Below are 15,061 nucleotides of genomic sequence, written 5' to 3'. Positions count from 1 at the left end.
AGGGGCCCGTGCGGGTGCCGCACGGGCCCCTCGGCACGTCATACCCCCGGTGAGTCCGCAGGATAGGTTGACGCGGTGGAACCCGTCCGCCGCGTCCTGATCCACGGCGTCACCGGCTCCGGCAAGACCACCCTGGCGCGGGAACTCGCCGGGGCAGCCGGGCTGCCGTGGCACTCGGCCGACGACGAGATCGGCTGGCTCCCGGGATGGCAAGAACGCCCAGTCGAGGAGCAGCGCGAGCTGGCTCGGGGCGTCGCCGAGCGGCCCGACTGGATCCTCGACACCGCCTACGGGAAGTGGCGTGACGTCGTCCTGCCGCGCGCGCAGCTGGTCGTGGCCCTGGACTACCCGCGCCGGGTGTCGCTCGCCCGGCTGCTGCGACGCACCGCGACCCGCATGGTGACGCGGGAGCCGGTCTGCAACGGCAACGTCGAGTCGCTCCGCGCCGTCCTGTCCCGCGACTCGATCATCTGGTGGCACGTGCGGTCGTTCGCGCGCAAGCGCGCCCAGATCGAGGCCTTCGTCGCGGATCCCGACGGCCCGCCCGTGGTGCGGCTGACGTCGCCCGCGCTGACCGCGGCCTGGCTCGAGGAGGTCCGCCGCGCCGGGCTGCTCAGCCCTGGATGATCGTGCCCTTGCCGACGACCGTGATGCCCGAGTCGGTCACCGTGAAGCCGCGGGCGAGGTCCTCGTCGCGGTCGAGCCCGATGTGCACGCCCGCGGGCACGAAGACGCCCTTGTCGATGATGGCCCGGTGGATCTGGCAGGAGCGGCCGATCTCCACCTTGTCCATGAGCACCGAGCGCGTCACGTGGCTGAAGCTGTGCACCTTGACGCGCGGGGAGAGCACGGAGTCGCTGACGGTCGACCCGGAGATGACGCAGCCGGGGGAGATCGCCGAGCTCACGGCGTGGCCCACGCGGTCGCGGGAGCCGTGCACGAACTTCGCCGGCGGCTGGGGACCGTAGTTGGTGTAGATCGGCCAGGCCTCGTTGTAGAGGTTGAAGACCGGGTGGACCGAGATGAGGTCCATGTGGGCGTCGTAGTAGGAGTCGATCGTCCCGACGTCGCGCCAGTAGGCGTGGTCGCGCTCGGTCGAGCCGGGGATGTCGTTGTCCTTGAAGTCGTAGACCCACGCGTCGCCGTGCTGGACGAACGCGGGCACGATGTTGCCGCCCATGTCGTGCTTGGAGTCCTCGTCGAGCGCGTCGGCTCGGACGGCCGCCTCGAGCGCGTCGGCGGTGAAGACGTAGTTGCCCATCGAGGCGAAGACCTCTTCGGGGCTGTCCGGCAGGCCCTGGGGCGACTCGGGCTTCTCCAGGAACTCGCGGATGCGGCGCGGGTCCTGCGGGTCGACGTCGATGACGCCGAACTGGTTGGCCAGCCCGATCGGCTGGCGGATGCCGGCGACCGTGCACGCCGCGCCGGTCTCCAGGTGCTGCTGCACCATCTGGGAGAAGTCCATCCGGTAGACGTGGTCGGCCCCGACGACCACGACGATGTCGGGTCGCTCGTCGTGGATGAGGTTGAGGCTCTGGTAGATGGCGTCGGCCGACCCGGAGAACCAGTGCTTGCCGACCCGCTGCTGCGCGGGGACGGGGGCCACGTAGTTGCCGAGCAGCGTCGACATGCGCCAGGTCTTGGTGATGTGCGCGTCGAGGGAGTGCGACTTGTACTGCGTCAGCACGACGATCTTGAGGTAGCCGGAGTTGGCGATGTTGGACAGCGCGAAGTCGATGAGCCGGTAGATGCCGCCGAAGGGCACCGCGGGCTTGGCGCGGTCCGCGGTCAGCGGCATCAGGCGCTTCCCCTCCCCACCCGCGAGGACGATCGCCAGGACCTTCTGCCGAGGTTGGAGAGCCATGGCCCCAACCTAGAGGCATTCTTCCCGCTGTGGCGAGGGGGGATGCCACGTGACTAGGTTGGGGCCGTGCGCATCGACATCCTCAGCCGCGAGTACCCGCCGAACGTCTACGGAGGCGCCGGCGTGCACGTCGCCGAGCTGACGCGCGCCCTGCGAGAGCTCGACGGCGTCGAGGTGCGCGTGCGCGCCTTCGACGACCCGGTCGAGGAGCCCGGCACCCGGGGGTATGCCGTGCCCGCGGGCCTGGAGGAGGCCAACGGGGCGCTGCGCACCCTGGGGGTCGACCTGCTCATGGCCCGCGACGTCGCGGCCGAGGGCGCCGACCTCGTGCACAGCCACACCTGGTACGCCAACCTCGGCGGCCACCTCGGCTCGCTGCTCGCCGGCGTGCCCCACGTCATCAGCGCCCACTCCCTGGAGCCGCTGCGCCCGTGGAAGGCCGAGCAGCTGGGCGGCGGCTACGCGATCTCCTCGATGGCCGAGAAGGTGTCCTACGAGGGTGCGGCCGCGATCATCGCGGTCTCGGCCGGCATGCGCCGGGACATCCTCGCGGCGTATCCGTCCGTGGACCCGGACACGGTCCACGTCGTGCACAACGGCATCGACTCCGAGCGCTGGCGGCGTGACACCTCCGAGGCGGCACGGGAGACGGTCCGCGGCCACGGCCTGGACCCGGACGCCCCCACCGTGGTCTTCCTCGGCCGCATCACCCGCCAGAAGGGCCTGCCCTACCTGCTGCGCGCGCTACGCCGGCTCGACGACGACGTGCAGGTCGTCCTCCTCGCCGGGGCCCCGGACACCCCGGAGATCGAGCGCGAGGTCATCGGCCTCGTCGACACCCTCCGCACCGACCGCGGCCGCGACGCCGCCCCCGTCGTCTGGATCGGCGAGATGCTCCCGCGCGACCAGGTGATCGCGGTGCTCTCGCACTCCAGCGTCTTCGTCTGCCCCTCCGTCTACGAGCCGCTCGGCATCGTCAACCTCGAGGCGATGGCCTGCGGCCTGCCCGTGGTCGCGACGGCCACCGGGGGCATCCCCGAGGTGGTCGTCGACGGCGAGACCGGGTGGCTGGTCCCGATCGAGCAGGTCGGCGACGGCACCGGCACGCCCGTCGACGAGGAACGCTTCGTCGACGACCTCGGCGCGGCCCTGGTGGCCGCCCTGGGCGACCTCGACGAGGCACGCCGCCGGGGCGAGGCCGGCCGCCGCCGTGCCGTCGAGTCCTTCTCCTGGACCTCCATCGCCGAGCGGACGCTGGAGGTCTACCGCTCCACCCTGGAGGGGCGCACGCCACCTCCCTGACCCGTCCCCTCCGCGAACACGCAGGCAAAGGAGCCCACGTGCTGATCGGTGTACCCACGGAGACCCTCCCGGGCGAGACCCGGGTGGCGGCCACGCCCGAGACCGTCGGGCGCCTGGTCGCGCTCGGCCACGACGTCGTCGTCCAGGCCGGCGCCGGCGAGAGTGCCAGCTTTCCCGACGAGAGCTACGTGGCCGCCGGTGCCGCGGTCGGCACCCGCGAGCAGGTGTGGGCCGCCGACGTGGTGGTCCGCGTCGACGCCCCCACCGTCGAGGAGGTCGAGCTGCTGCGGCCCGGCGCCCTGCTCGCCTCGCAGCTGAGCCCCGGCCAGCGGCCCGAGCTGCTGGCCTCCCTGGCCGAGCGCAGCGTCACCGCGCTCGCCCTCGACGCGGTGCCCCGCATCTCCCGGGCGCAGTCCCTCGACGTGCTGTCCTCGATGACCAACATCGGCGGCTACCGGGCCGTGGTCGAGGCGGCCTACGAGTACGGCTCGGTCTTCACCGGCCAGGTCACCGCGGCCGGGACCGTGCCGCCGGCCACGGTGTTCGTCCTCGGGGCCGGGGTGGCGGGGCTGGCGGCGGTCGGCACCGCCGCGAGCCTGGGAGCCGTCGTGCGCGCCTCCGACATCCGGCCCGAGGTGGGCGAGCAGGTGGAGTCGCTGGGGGCGGAGTTCGTCCCGGTGGGGGTGTCCGGGGGCGGGGCCGACGGCTACGCCCGCGAGCTGGGCGAGGACCTGCAGGCCCGCGCGATGGAGGTCTACGCCCGCGAGTGCGCCGACGCCGACATCGTCATCACCACCGCGCTCATCCCCGGGCGGCCCGCGCCGGTCCTGCTGACCGCCGAGACCGTGGCGCGGATGCGGCCCGGCAGCGTCGTCGTCGACATGGCGGCCCGCAACGGCGGCAACTGCGAGCTGACCCGCCCCGGCGAGGTGACCACCACCTCCAACGGCGTGCGGATCGTGGGCTACACCGACCTGCCGGCCCGGCTGCCGACCCAGGCCTCGCAGCTCTACGGCACCAACGTCGCCAACCTGCTGGCCCTCCTGACGCCCGGGCGCGACGGCACCCTGGTCCTCGACCTTGACGACGAGGTGCAGCGGGGCATGACGGTGGCCCACGGCGGCCGGGTGACGTGGCCGCCCCCGCCGGTGAGCGTGACCGCAGCCCCGGCCCCCGCCGAGGCCGCGTCGTCCGAGACGACCCCGGATCCCGCACCGCCACCACGGCCGGCCCGCCCCGACCGCGTCCCGGTGCTGCTCGGGGCCGGCGGCCTGCTGCTCGCGCTCGTCGCCGCGACCTCCCCGCCGGCCTTCGTCGCGCACCTGACGATCTTCGTGCTCGCCGTCGTCGTGGGCTTCTACGTCATCCGCAGCGTCACCCACGCCCTGCACACCCCGCTGCTCGCGGAGACCAACGCCATCAGCGGGATCATCCTCGTCGGGGCCCTCCTCCAGGTGGGCAGCGAGAACGTGCTGGTCCGCAGCCTGGCGCTCGGCGCCACCGTCGTCGCGAGCATCAACGTCTTCGGCGGCTTCGCCGTCACCGGGCGCATGCTGCGCATGTTCCGAAAGGAGGAGCCGACATGAGCCTCGACCCGGTCCAGGGCGCCTACCTCGTCGCCGCCGTCCTGTTCATCCTCTCCCTGGCGGGGCTGTCCCGGCACGAGACGGCCCGGCGCGGCAACGCGCTGGGCATCGTCGGCATGACCGCGGCGCTCGCCGCCACGATCTGGCTCGCCGCCGAGCGTGCCGCCCGCCCCGGCCTGACCCTGGTGCTCATCGCGGCAGCCATGGCGGTCGGCGCCGTGATCGGCCTGTGGCGGGCCAGGGTCGTCGAGATGACAGCGATGCCCCAGCTCATCGCCAGCCTGCACAGCTTCGTCGGCGTGGCCGCCGTGCTCATCGGCTACAACGCCTTCCTCGACGCGCCGGTCGCGAGCGGGGCCGAGGAGGTCGTCCACCGGGTCGAGATCTTCCTCGGGGTCCTCATCGGCGCGGTGACCTTCACCGGCTCGGTGGTCGCCGCCCTCAAGCTCAGCGCGCGCATCTCCGCCAACCCGCTCGTACTGCCCCGCCGGCACCTGCTCAACCTCCTGGCGCTGGTCGCCTCGACGGTGCTGCTCGGCTGGTTCGTCGCCTCCGGGTCCCTGGTTCCCCTGGTCGCCATGACCGCGATCGCGCTCGCCCTCGGCTGGCACCTCGTCGCGGCCATCGGCGGCGGCGACATGCCGATCGTCGTCTCGATGCTCAACAGCTACTCCGGGTGGGCGGCCGCGGCCGCGGGGTTCATGCTCGGCAACGACCTGCTCATCATCACCGGCGCGCTGGTCGGCTCCTCGGGCGCCATCCTCAGCTACCTGATGTGCAAGGGCATGAACCGCTCGTTCGTCTCGGTCATCGCCGGCGGCTTCGGCACCGAAGGCGTGGTGCCCGCACCCGGTGGCGAGGAGGGCGAGCACCGCGAGAGCAGCGCCGAGGAGGTGGCCGCCCTGCTGCAGGGGGCCGGGACGGTGGTGATCGTCCCGGGCTTCGGCATGGCCGTGGCCCGGGCGCAGTACTCCGTCGCCGAGCTGACCGCGCGCCTGCGCGCGGCGGGCACCGACGTCCGCTTCGGCATCCACCCGGTGGCCGGCCGGCTCCCCGGCCACATGAACGTCCTGCTCGCCGAGGCCCGGGTGCCCTACGACCTGGTCCTCGACCTGGAGCAGACCAACGCGATGCTGCCCGGCACCGACGTTGTGCTGGTCATCGGGGCCAACGACACCGTCAACCCCGCCGCCGTGGACGAGCCGGGCTCGCCCATCGCGGGTATGCCGGTGCTCCAGGTCTGGGAGGCCCGCGAGGTCGTGGTGCTCAAGCGGTCGATGGCCAGCGGCTACGCCGGGGTGCAGAACCCGCTCTTCTTCCGGCCCAACACCCGGATGCTCTTCGGCGACGCCAAGGACGCCGTCGACGCCGTGGCCCGCTCCCTCGCGACGGAGGCGGACCGGGCGGGACGGCGCTAGGGTCGGGACCGTGATCACCGCCGTCCACAGCATGATCTACAGCGACGACCCGACGGCGACGCGGGCCTTCCTCAAGGACGTCCTGCGCTGGCCCTCCGTCTCCGAGGGCGAGCGCGGTGACGCGGGGACCGGCACGGGCACCGGCGGGACCGACCCGGCCGAGTGGCTCATCTTCCGCACCGGGCCGGGGGCGCTGGGCGTGCACCCCACGTGGTGGGAGCGCGACGGTCGGCGCGAGGTCACGCCGACGCACCACTCCCTGGCACTCATGTGCGACGACCTCGAGGCCACGACCGCCGAGCTGGCGTCCCGGGGCGCGCAGTTCCGGGACGAGCCTCGGGAGATGGGCTTCGGCCGCGGCGTGCTGCTCGTCGTGCCGGGGGCCGACGACCTGCTGCTCTACCAGCCGCACCACGCCACGGCCTACGACCTCGAGACCTCCTGAGGCCTTGCCGGGCCGAAGCCGTGGCTCAGCTGCGGTAGGCCAGGTGGAGGGCCGCGGCGTTGGTCGCGTCGGCCAGGGCCCGGGCCGCGGTCGACTGCAGCTGCCGCAGCACGGTGCCGCGGCGGGTGACGGAGGTGGCGTCCACGGACGCGGTCGCGGTGTCGAGCCCCGCGTCGGCGATCGCGAGCACGGTGCCGGCCAGCTGCAGCACCCGCAGCGCCCGGGGCGGCAGGCCGTCCGGCAGGCCCCACAGGCCCGCGGTGCCGGCGGCCGCGCGGGCACGGGCCGCACCGCGCTCGGCGACGTCCCCGAAGGGCGGCGCGCCGGCGCGGTCGAGCTCCTCGGTGAGGGCGGCCAGCTGCTGGCGCAGGGCGAGCTCGGTGTGGCCCAGGTCGAGCGCCTCGAGCCGGTGGGTGGCGACCGGCTCGGCGTCGTAGCGGGTCCACCGTGACAACCAGCCCTGGTCGCCGACCGGGCCGAAGACCTCCAGGTCCGGCACGAGGGCCCCGCCGAGAGCGGGCACGAAGACGCACTCCTCCGACCGCGTGGCGTGCGCGACGAGATCGGCCGAGCCCCGCGGCATACCGGTCACGTCGCCGGGGCGGGGGAGGGCGACGAGGACCGTGCGCTCGCCCAGCTCGCCCCAGACGCGCACGGTCTCGACGAGGCCCAGGCACTCGTCGATGTCGGGCAGCGCGCGGCGGGGGAGGTCCGGCAGGGGCAGCCGGCCGGTCAGCGCGGCGGTGCCCCACAGAGCGACGCGGACGCCGGCGGGCAGCTCCTGGTGTGGCATGTCGACGATGGTAGGCAACGGCGCCGTGACTAGAGTGGGCCCATCATGAGCGACGTCCTGGAATTCGCCGGAGTCGGCGTGCGCCGCGGCAGCGCCGACCTCCTGCGCGACATCACCTGGTCGGTCGAGGAGGGGGAGCGCTGGGTCGTGATCGGCCCCAACGGCGCCGGCAAGACCACGCTGCTCCAGCTCGCGGCCGCCCGGATGCACCCCACCACCGGCGTCGCCGGCGTGCTCGGCGAGGTGCTGGGCGCCGTCGACGTCTTCGACCTGCGTCCCCGCATCGGCGTCTCGAGCGCGGCCGTGGCCGACCGGATCCCCGACGAGGAGCGCGTCAGCGACGTGGTCGTCACCGCCGCCTACGGCGTGCTCGGCCGCTGGCGGGAGCAGTACGACGAGACCGACGAGCGCCGGGCCGCCGAGCTGCTCGAGGCGCTCGGCGTGGCCCACCTGGCCCAGCGCCGCTTCGGCACGCTGTCGGAGGGGGAGCGCAAGAGGGTGCAGATCGCGCGCGCCCTGATGACCGACCCCGAGCTGATGCTGCTCGACGAGCCGGCCGCCGGGCTCGACCTGCGCGGTCGCGAGGACCTCGTGTCCCGGCTGAGCCTGCTCGCGCAGGACCTGGAGGCCCCGGCCATGGTGCTGGTGACCCACCACGTCGAGGAGATCCCGCCGGGCTTCACCGACATCCTCATGCTGCGCGACGGCCAGGTCGTCGCCGCCGGGCCCATCGAGGTCACGCTGACGGCGGAGAACCTCTCGCGCACCTTCGGCATACCCCTCGTGGTCGACCGCCACGGCGACCGCTACGCGGCGCGGGCCGTGCAGCCCACCGACCCGGAGTCGAGCACCGGCGACGTGACCGGGTGAGCGCCTGGGAGTTCGGCGCCATCGCGCTCGCCGGGCTGTGGGCAGGCATGATCAACACAATCGTCGGCTCCGGCACCCTCGTCACCTTCCCGACGCTGCTCTTCTTCGGCTACCCGGCCGTGACGGCCAACGTCTCCAACTCCCTGGGTCTGGTCGCCGGCGGCGTCACCGGCGCGTGGGGCTACCGCCGCGAGATCCGCGGCCTCGGCGGCATGCTGGCGCGCCTGGCGCCCGTGTCGCTGCTCGGCTCGGTCATCGGGGCGCTGCTGCTGCTCGTGCTGCCGCCCGAGGCCTTCGAGGCGATCGTGCCCGCGCTCATCCTCGTCGGCATCCTGCTGGTCATCTTCGGCCCGCGCATCAACGTCTGGGCCCGGAGGCACTCCACCAGCCACGTCCTCACCCCCGGCCGCTGGATCGCCCTCGTGGCCGGCATCCTGGCCGCCGGCGTCTACGGCGGCTACTTCGGTGCCGCCCAGGGCGTCATCCTCGTCGGGGCCATGAGCGTGCTCCTGCCGCTGCACGTCCAGTCCATCAACGGCATCAAGAACGTGCTCGGCCTCGTCGTCAACCTCGTCGCGGCCGTCGTCTTCCTCATCGTCGAGCCGTCCGTCATCGACTGGTGGGTGGTCCTCGCCGTCGGCCTCGGGGCGCTGGTGGGCGGCTCGCTGGGGGCCCGCATCGGGCGGGCCCTGCCCCCCTGGCTGCTGCGCACCGTCATCGTCGTCATCGGCCTCGTCGCCATGGCCTTCCTGCTGCTGACATGACCCGGCCCGCCGACCTGCCCCCGTCCTGCACCTGGGTCGAGGATGCGCGCGACGAGCGCCTGCGCGACTACTTCTCCCTCACCGACGTCGCGCTCCGCCGCGTCGTCGAGCCCGAGCGCGGCCTCTACATGGCCGAGTCCGAGAAGGTCATCCGTCGTGCCCTCGCGGCCGGGCACCGGTTCCGCTCGCTCCTGATGACGCCGCGCTGGGTGGACGAGTGGCCCGACCTGCTCCGCACGGCCGAGGAGCAGGACGCCCCCGTCTACGTCGCCGCCCCGGCGGTGGCGCAGGAGATGACGGGCTTCCACCTGCACCGCGGCGTGCTCGCGGCGATGCACCGGCCCGAGCTGCCGGAGCTGGTCGAGGTGCTGCGCGGGGCCCGACGGGTCGCGGTCTTGGAGGACGTCGTCGACCACACCAACGTCGGTGCGGCCTTCCGGTCCGCCGCAGCCCTGGGCGTCGACGCCGTCCTCGTCACCCCGCGGTGCGCCGACCCGCTCTACCGGCGCAGCGTCCGCGTCTCGATGGGCACGGTCTTCCAGGTGCCGTGGACCCGGATCGACCCCTGGCCGGAGGGCGTGGACAGCCTGCGCGAGCTGGGCTTCACCGTGGCGGCGCTGGCCCTCTCGGACGACTCCGTCAGCCTGGACGATCTCGAGCGCGACCCGCCGAGGCGGCTCGCGCTGGTCCTCGGCACCGAGGGCGACGGGCTCTCGCCGCGCACCGTGGCGGCGGCCGACCTGGTCGTGCGCATCCCCATGGGTGGCGGGGTCGACTCGCTCAACGTGGCCGCGGCCTCCGCCGTCGCGTTCTGGGCCGTGCGGCCGCGCGGGGACGGCTCAGCCTGAGGCGTCGCCCGATCCGGCGGAGTGGGCCTCGGCGAGGGCACGCAGGGCGTCGGTGTCGAGCTCCTCGACGGGCACCCGCACGACCCTCCTCGCCCTGCGTCACCAGCCGGGCGCCCTCCGGGACCCGCTCGACCTCCGAGCGGGCACCACTGCGCATGATCGTCATCGACAGCGCCCGCTCCGCCCCGGACTCGGCCGCCACGGTGAGGGCGGGGGAGTCCTGGTCGCCCCACGGGGTGCGGGGCCCGAAGCTCTCGTCGAGCAACTCCTTGAGCCGGGTGAGCGCCGACTTGAGCACGAGCCGGCCGTCGCTGTCGTAGACCCAGTGGCGCGGGAAGGCCGAGGCGCCCGCGAGCTCCACCGCCCGCTCCCCGTCGCGCGTCAGCGTGAGGCGGAGCGTGGTCCACACGATCGGCGCGTGGTAGCGGACGAACGGCGGTCGGGACACCGGCCGGGGGAGCGGGACGCCGGTCCGCCCGCCCACCGTCTGCACGAGGACGACCCGGTCGTGCTCGACGACCGGGTCGGCGCGCAGCACCGGCAGCGAGTAGCCGAGGAAGGTGGCCGTGCCGGCGACCAGCCGCACCCGGGTGCTGCCCATGACGAGGTCGGAGTCGGGGCCGTAGCCGCCCGTGGCCCCGTCGGGCCCGAACTCCGCCCACCCGCTGAGGTGGTTGGCGAAGCGGAACCGGTCGTCGTCGCGGAGGGCGACCAGATCGTCCAGCCCCCGGACCTCGTCGCGGGGCGGCTCGTCGTAGTGGGACAGGCCCAGGTCGAACCCGCCCTTGAGCCACCCCTCCACCGAGTCCGAGGGGATCCAGGACACCGACGTCGCACGGCCCTCAACACGCATGGTCCAGTGAAGCACCGGCGCGACCCCGCCGACACGGAGTGTCGGCGCGCCCGGGGTCCTAGACGGGCAGCCCGAGCCCCGGGACGACCTCGGCACCGGGCAGCCTCGCCGCCACCGTGCCGGCCAGGCGCAGCTTGGAGCGACGCAGACCCGAGCCGACGATGATCGACCCTCGGGCGGGGACGGCCTCGTCGACCAGGACCCGCCAGCCCGCGGGCAGGCCGAGCGGGGTGATGCCGCCGTACTCCATACCCGTGCGGCCGACGGCCTCGTCCATGGCGAGGAAGGAGCACTTGCGCACGTCCAGCGCCTTGCGGACGGTCCGGTTGACGTCGGCCCGGGTCGTGCCCAGCACCAGGGCGGCGCAGACCCGCTCCTCACCGCCACGCTGCCCGGCGATCACGATGCAGTTGGCCATGTCGTCCATCGGCAGGCCGCTGGCCTCGACCAGCTCCGCGGTGTCGGCCAGGTCGGGGTCGATCTCGGCGACCTCGACGTCGGGGGGCTCCAGGACGCCCTCGGCGAGCAGCCGCTCGAGGGCGACGCGCACGGGTTCGGCCAGCAGGTCGGGGCGGTCTGTCGCGGGGACCCAGTCGAGCCTCACAGCTGGTAGCTCCCGGTGATCGAGCCGCGGGCCAGCACGTTGCCGAGCGTCGTGAACTGCATCGCCGCCACCGAGGCCGACCCGTCGAGGCCGGTGCTGTCCGTGTCGAGGGCCCACACCGTGAAGACGTAGCGGTGCGGCCGGTCGCCCGCGGGCGGGGCGGCGCCGCCGAAGTCGCGGGTGCCGTAGTCGTTGATCAGCGTGACGGCACCGTCGGCCACCTGCGCGTCGGCCGCCCCCGCGCCTCGCGGGAGCGAGGTCACGTCGGCGGGGATGTCGAGGACGGCCCAGTGCGAGAAGCCGCCGATGACGGGGGCGTCGGGGTCGTGGCAGAGCAGCAGGTAGGAGCGGGTGCCCTCGGGGGCGCCGCTCCACGACAGCTGCGGCGAGGTGTTGCCGGCCTCGAGGCCGGCCCACTCCGGGAGCGGGCCGCCGTCCTCGAAGTCCTCGCTGGAGACCGTGAGCTCGGCCGGCGCGGCGGGCAGGTGCTCGTGCGGGTGCGGTGCGACAGGTCGGTCGAGATCCATGCGCCCGACCCTAACCAGCGGTCCTCGAGGACGCGCACCGGGGCGGTCGTCCCGCGTCCGTCCCGGGGACACGCCCGGCAGGACCGGCTCCAGCGAGCACGTGCGCGCTCGGGCCGACGGGGGCGGGCGTGGCACAGTGGAGGGTATGGCGTCTGACCCGGGGCGGTGCATCCTCCACCTCGACCTCGACGCCTTCTTCGCCGCGGTCGAGCAGCGCGACAAGCCCTCGCTGCGCGGTCGTCCGGTGGTGGTGGGCGGCCTGGGCGCCCGCGGCGTGGTCTCGACCGCCTCCTACGAGGCACGTGTCTTCGGGGCCCGCTCCGCGATGCCGATGTCCGAGGCCCGCCGCCGCTGCCCGGCCGGCACCGCCTTCCTCTCCGGTCGCTACGAGGCCTACCGGACCACCTCCCGGGTGGTCATGGAGATCCTGCGCTCCCGCTCGCCGCTGGTCGAGCAGGTCTCCGTGGACGAGGCCTACGTCGACCTGGCGGCGGCGGAGGACCCGCCCGGCTGGGAGGAGGGCCGCCTGGAGGCCTGGTGCTCCGACCTGCTCGCGCAGATCCAGGACGCCACGGGCGGCCTGACGGCCTCGGTGGGCGTGGCCACCTCCAAGATGATGGCCAAGCTCGCCAGCGAGATGGACAAGCCCGCCGGGACCACCGTCGTGCGCCCGGGGGAGGAGCTGGGGGTCCTGCACCCGCTCCCGGTGCGGGCCGTGGCCGGTGTCGGTCCGGCCACCGCGGCCCGGCTGCGCACCTTCGGGGTGGAGACCGTGGGTGACCTCGCCCGGGTGAGCGAGAGCGACCTCGTCGCGATCTTCGGCACCGCCCAGGGCACGTCCCTGCACCGCCTGGCGCGGGCGCAGGACGAGCGTCCGGTCGTCGTCGAGCGGGAGGCCAAGAGCATCTCCTCGGAGGAGACCTTCGAGACCGACGTCACCGACCGTGCGGTGCTGGAGTCCGAGCTGGCCCGGTTGGCCGAGGGGCTCTCGCGCCGCCTGACGGGTGCCTCCCTCTTCGCGCGGACGATCACGGTCAAGGCGCGCCACCACGACTTCAGCACGGTCACCCGGTCGGCGTCCCTGCCCTTCGCCACCGGCGACCCCGCCGTCATCCTCCGCGAGGGTCTGCACCTGCTGGGCGGTCTCGACGTCAGCCAGGGGCTGCGTCTCCTGGGCCTGGGCGTCTCCGGCCTCACCGCGCACGCCCAGGAGGAGCTCGCCCTCGACGGTGTCCTGCTCCACCCCGAGGTGCTGCCCGAGCTGCCGGACGTCGTCTCCGTCGGCCCCGGGACGGGCTCGGTGCCGGGTCTCCTCGAGCGCCGGGAACCGGCGCTCGCGGGTCGCCGGCCCGGCGGCTGGTCGACCGGCCAGGACGTCGCGCACGAGCAGCACGGGGCGGGCTGGGTCTGGGGCAGCGGCCGGGGCCGGGTGACCGTCCGCTTCGAGGGGCCGGGCACGCCGCCGGGACCGGTGCGCACCTTCGCGGCCGACGACCCCGAGCTCTCGCCCGCGCCCCCGCCGGCCTGGTGAGGGGGGTGTCAGGAACACCCCTCCTGGGGTGGTAACGTATTCCGTCGTTGCCCCCGCTCGCACGGAGCGAGGCAGCACCACCTGTCCGGGTGGCGGAATGGCAGACGCGCTAGCTTGAGGTGCTAGTGCCCGTATAGGGCGTGGGGGTTCAAGTCCCCCTCCGGACACAGAGAAGGAGCCCCGCGGCCGAGAGGCCGCGGGGCTCCTTTCGTCGTTCAGGGGTGCGGGGGCCGGGCGAGGGTCAGAGGACCTTCGCCACGGCCTCCCACAGCTGGTTGGCGCCGAGCACCACGAAGATCAGCGTGGTGATCCCGAGGGCGGCGTTGAGGTACCACTTGTTGGCCCACTCCCGGGGGATCCGGCGCCCGTTGTTGAGCCCGATGAGCGTGAGGGCCAGGAACGGCATGAAGAGCGAGCCGAGGACGCCGTAGGCGAGGATCAGCCCGATCGGGCGGCCGAGCAGGAGCAGCAGCATCGGCGGGAAGGTGAGCCAGATCAGGTAGAACTTGAAGTACTTCCCACCGACGCGGGTGTCCGGATGGCCCGAGCCCACACCGCGCATGTTGCCCCAGAAGTCGGCGAACATCAGCGAGACGCCGTTCCACACGCCGATGATCGAGGAGAAGGCGGCGGCCCAGAAACCGACGAGGAACCAGGTGCCGATGACGTCGCCGTAGCGCGCCTTGAGCACGTCGTAGAGATCGAGAAGGCCCTCGTCGCCCGCGCTGACGGCCGCACCCGCGGCGCGCACGACCTCCGCGCCCACGACGAGCATCGAGATGACGAAGACCCCGGTGAGGACGTAGGCCATGGTGTTGTCGATGCGCATGACGCGCATCCACTTGGGGGTGTACCAGCCCTTCTCCCGCAGCCAGTAGCCGTAGGCGGCCAGGGTGATGGTGCCGCCCACGCCACCGGCGAGGGCCATCGTGTAGATCAGGCCGCCCTCCGGGATGCGGGGGACCAGGCCGGTGAGCATCTCCGGCACGTTGGGCAGCGCGATGACCGCGAGCCCCACGACGGTGAAGAACATGATGCCGACCAGGGCGGCCGTGATCTTCTCGAAGACGGCGTAGCGGTTGAACCAGACCATGACGAAGCCGAGCAGACCCATGACGATCGCCCAGACGGTCAGCGGGACCTGGGGGAAGATGGCCGCGAGCGGCAAGGCCGTCGAGGACATGGCCGAGGCGCCGTAGACGAAGCCCCAGATCATGATGTAGGGCCCGAAGTACCAGGTCGTCCACCGACCGAGGCTCTTCCAGCCCTCGAAGATCGTGTAGCCGGTGGCCAGCGTGTAGCGGCCGGCCCCCTCGACGAGCACGATCTTGAGGATCACGCCGACGATCACCGCCCAGAGCAGGGTGTAGCCGTAGCGGGAGCCCGCCGCCAGCGTGGCGACCATGTCGGCCGCCCCCACGCCGGTGGCGGCGACCACGAGTCCGGGCCCCACCACCTTCCAGCGGGCCCGTGCCCCCTGGTCGTCGTCCACCAGATCTGCGTGTCCGTGCTTGCGCCCCGAGTCGTCGCTGGTCACAAGGGTCCTTCCGGGGTTGGGTCCGTGCGGTCCGTGGTGCGCGGGGGAGTCTACGCAGCGATCCGTCCATGGGCCCGCCGAAAACTCTCGACGCGGCGGCCCCGGCGTCGCTACTCTGC

At 73.4% G+C, this 15,061-nt stretch carries 15 protein-coding genes and 1 tRNA gene; 10 read left to right on the top strand and 6 right to left on the bottom strand.

Annotated elements, in window-relative coordinates; all coding sequences use genetic code 11:
• The first annotated feature begins 75 nt into the window (after positions 1-75).
• Positions 76-627 carry a P-loop NTPase family protein gene (locus FB476_RS09095; protein ID WP_141818478.1) on the top strand — a complete coding sequence of 184 codons (552 nt, stop codon included), beginning with the start codon at positions 76-78 and terminating at the stop codon, positions 625-627.
• Here FB476_RS09095 and glgC read toward each other — a convergent pair.
• Positions 614-1,864 carry a glucose-1-phosphate adenylyltransferase gene (gene glgC, locus FB476_RS09090; protein ID WP_141818477.1) on the bottom strand — a complete coding sequence of 417 codons (1,251 nt, stop codon included), beginning with the start codon at positions 1,862-1,864 and terminating at the stop codon, positions 614-616. The two genes, FB476_RS09095 and glgC, sit on opposite strands and share 14 nt — an antisense overlap.
• Before the next feature lie 66 nt (positions 1,865-1,930).
• Here glgC and glgA point away from each other — a divergent pair, with 66 nt between their 5' ends.
• Genes glgA through FB476_RS09070 form a run of 4 tightly spaced genes read left to right on the top strand, consistent with a single transcriptional unit; the run spans position 1,931 to position 6,615 of the window.
• Positions 1,931-3,166, top strand: a complete 1,236-nt coding sequence (gene glgA / locus FB476_RS09085; protein WP_141818476.1) for a glycogen synthase — start codon at positions 1,931-1,933, stop codon at positions 3,164-3,166.
• A 38-nt stretch (positions 3,167-3,204) separates the two neighbouring features.
• On the top strand, positions 3,205-4,752 hold the full coding sequence (locus tag FB476_RS09080) for a Re/Si-specific NAD(P)(+) transhydrogenase subunit alpha (RefSeq protein ID WP_141818475.1): 1,548 nt from the start codon (positions 3,205-3,207) through the stop codon (positions 4,750-4,752).
• Positions 4,749-6,170 (top strand): Re/Si-specific NAD(P)(+) transhydrogenase subunit beta, encoded by a 1,422-nt coding sequence (pntB, locus tag FB476_RS09075; protein ID WP_141818474.1) that lies wholly within the window; start codon positions 4,749-4,751, stop codon positions 6,168-6,170. The genes FB476_RS09080 and pntB overlap by 4 nt, the downstream gene beginning before the upstream one ends.
• Positions 6,171-6,180: 10 nt before the next feature.
• Positions 6,181-6,615 carry a VOC family protein gene (locus FB476_RS09070; protein WP_141818473.1) on the top strand — a complete coding sequence of 145 codons (435 nt, stop codon included), beginning with the start codon at positions 6,181-6,183 and terminating at the stop codon, positions 6,613-6,615.
• Between the two features lie 25 nt (positions 6,616-6,640).
• Here FB476_RS09070 and FB476_RS09065 read toward each other — a convergent pair whose 3' ends face one another.
• Complete coding sequence (locus FB476_RS09065; protein WP_141818472.1) at positions 6,641-7,408, bottom strand: hypothetical protein; 768 nt, start codon at positions 7,406-7,408, stop codon at positions 6,641-6,643.
• Between the two features lie 45 nt (positions 7,409-7,453).
• Here FB476_RS09065 and FB476_RS09060 point away from each other — a divergent pair, with 45 nt between their 5' ends.
• The 3 genes from FB476_RS09060 to FB476_RS09050 are packed head-to-tail and all read left to right on the top strand — an operon-like array spanning position 7,454 to position 9,890.
• On the top strand, positions 7,454-8,278 hold the full coding sequence (locus FB476_RS09060; protein WP_141818471.1) for an ABC transporter ATP-binding protein: 825 nt from the start codon (positions 7,454-7,456) through the stop codon (positions 8,276-8,278).
• A complete protein-coding gene (locus tag FB476_RS09055; protein ID WP_141818470.1) occupies positions 8,275-9,042 on the top strand; it encodes a sulfite exporter TauE/SafE family protein in 768 nt (255 codons plus the stop codon). Before FB476_RS09060 ends, FB476_RS09055 begins: the two co-directional genes overlap by 4 nt.
• A complete protein-coding gene (locus FB476_RS09050) occupies positions 9,039-9,890 on the top strand; it encodes a TrmH family RNA methyltransferase (protein WP_141818469.1) in 852 nt (283 codons plus the stop codon). The genes FB476_RS09055 and FB476_RS09050 overlap by 4 nt, the downstream gene beginning before the upstream one ends.
• Here FB476_RS09050 and FB476_RS09045 read toward each other — a convergent pair.
• Genes FB476_RS09045 through FB476_RS09035 form a run of 3 tightly spaced genes read right to left on the bottom strand, consistent with a single transcriptional unit; the run spans position 9,823 to position 11,874 of the window.
• Positions 9,823-10,743, bottom strand: a complete 921-nt coding sequence (locus tag FB476_RS09045; RefSeq protein WP_141818468.1) for a hypothetical protein — start codon at positions 10,741-10,743, stop codon at positions 9,823-9,825. The genes FB476_RS09050 and FB476_RS09045 overlap by 68 nt on opposite strands.
• A 58-nt stretch (positions 10,744-10,801) precedes the next feature.
• Positions 10,802-11,347 carry a YbaK/EbsC family protein gene (locus FB476_RS09040; RefSeq protein ID WP_141818467.1) on the bottom strand — a complete coding sequence of 182 codons (546 nt, stop codon included), beginning with the start codon at positions 11,345-11,347 and terminating at the stop codon, positions 10,802-10,804.
• On the bottom strand, positions 11,344-11,874 hold the full coding sequence (locus FB476_RS09035) for a YbhB/YbcL family Raf kinase inhibitor-like protein (protein WP_141818466.1): 531 nt from the start codon (positions 11,872-11,874) through the stop codon (positions 11,344-11,346). Before FB476_RS09035 ends, FB476_RS09040 begins: the two co-directional genes overlap by 4 nt.
• A 145-nt stretch (positions 11,875-12,019) precedes the next feature.
• On the opposite strand from FB476_RS09035, the gene FB476_RS09030 reads away from it, so the two are divergent.
• Positions 12,020-13,405: a DNA polymerase IV gene (locus FB476_RS09030; RefSeq protein WP_141818465.1), complete on the top strand. Its 1,386-nt coding sequence runs from the start codon at positions 12,020-12,022 to the stop codon at positions 13,403-13,405.
• Positions 13,406-13,488: 83 nt separating this feature from the next.
• A tRNA-Leu gene (locus FB476_RS09025) sits at positions 13,489-13,572 on the top strand.
• 74 nt (positions 13,573-13,646) lie between these two features.
• Here FB476_RS09025 and FB476_RS09020 read toward each other — a convergent pair.
• Positions 13,647-14,942, bottom strand: a complete 1,296-nt coding sequence (locus tag FB476_RS09020; protein WP_420359356.1) for an Nramp family divalent metal transporter — start codon at positions 14,940-14,942, stop codon at positions 13,647-13,649.
• Between the last annotated feature and the right edge of the window lie 119 nt (positions 14,943-15,061).

It is taken from the genome of Ornithinimicrobium humiphilum, from assembly GCF_006716885.1.
Lineage (GTDB): Bacteria > Actinomycetota > Actinomycetes > Actinomycetales > Dermatophilaceae > Ornithinicoccus > Ornithinicoccus humiphilus.
This window is presented reverse-complemented; position numbering and strand designations above follow the sequence as displayed.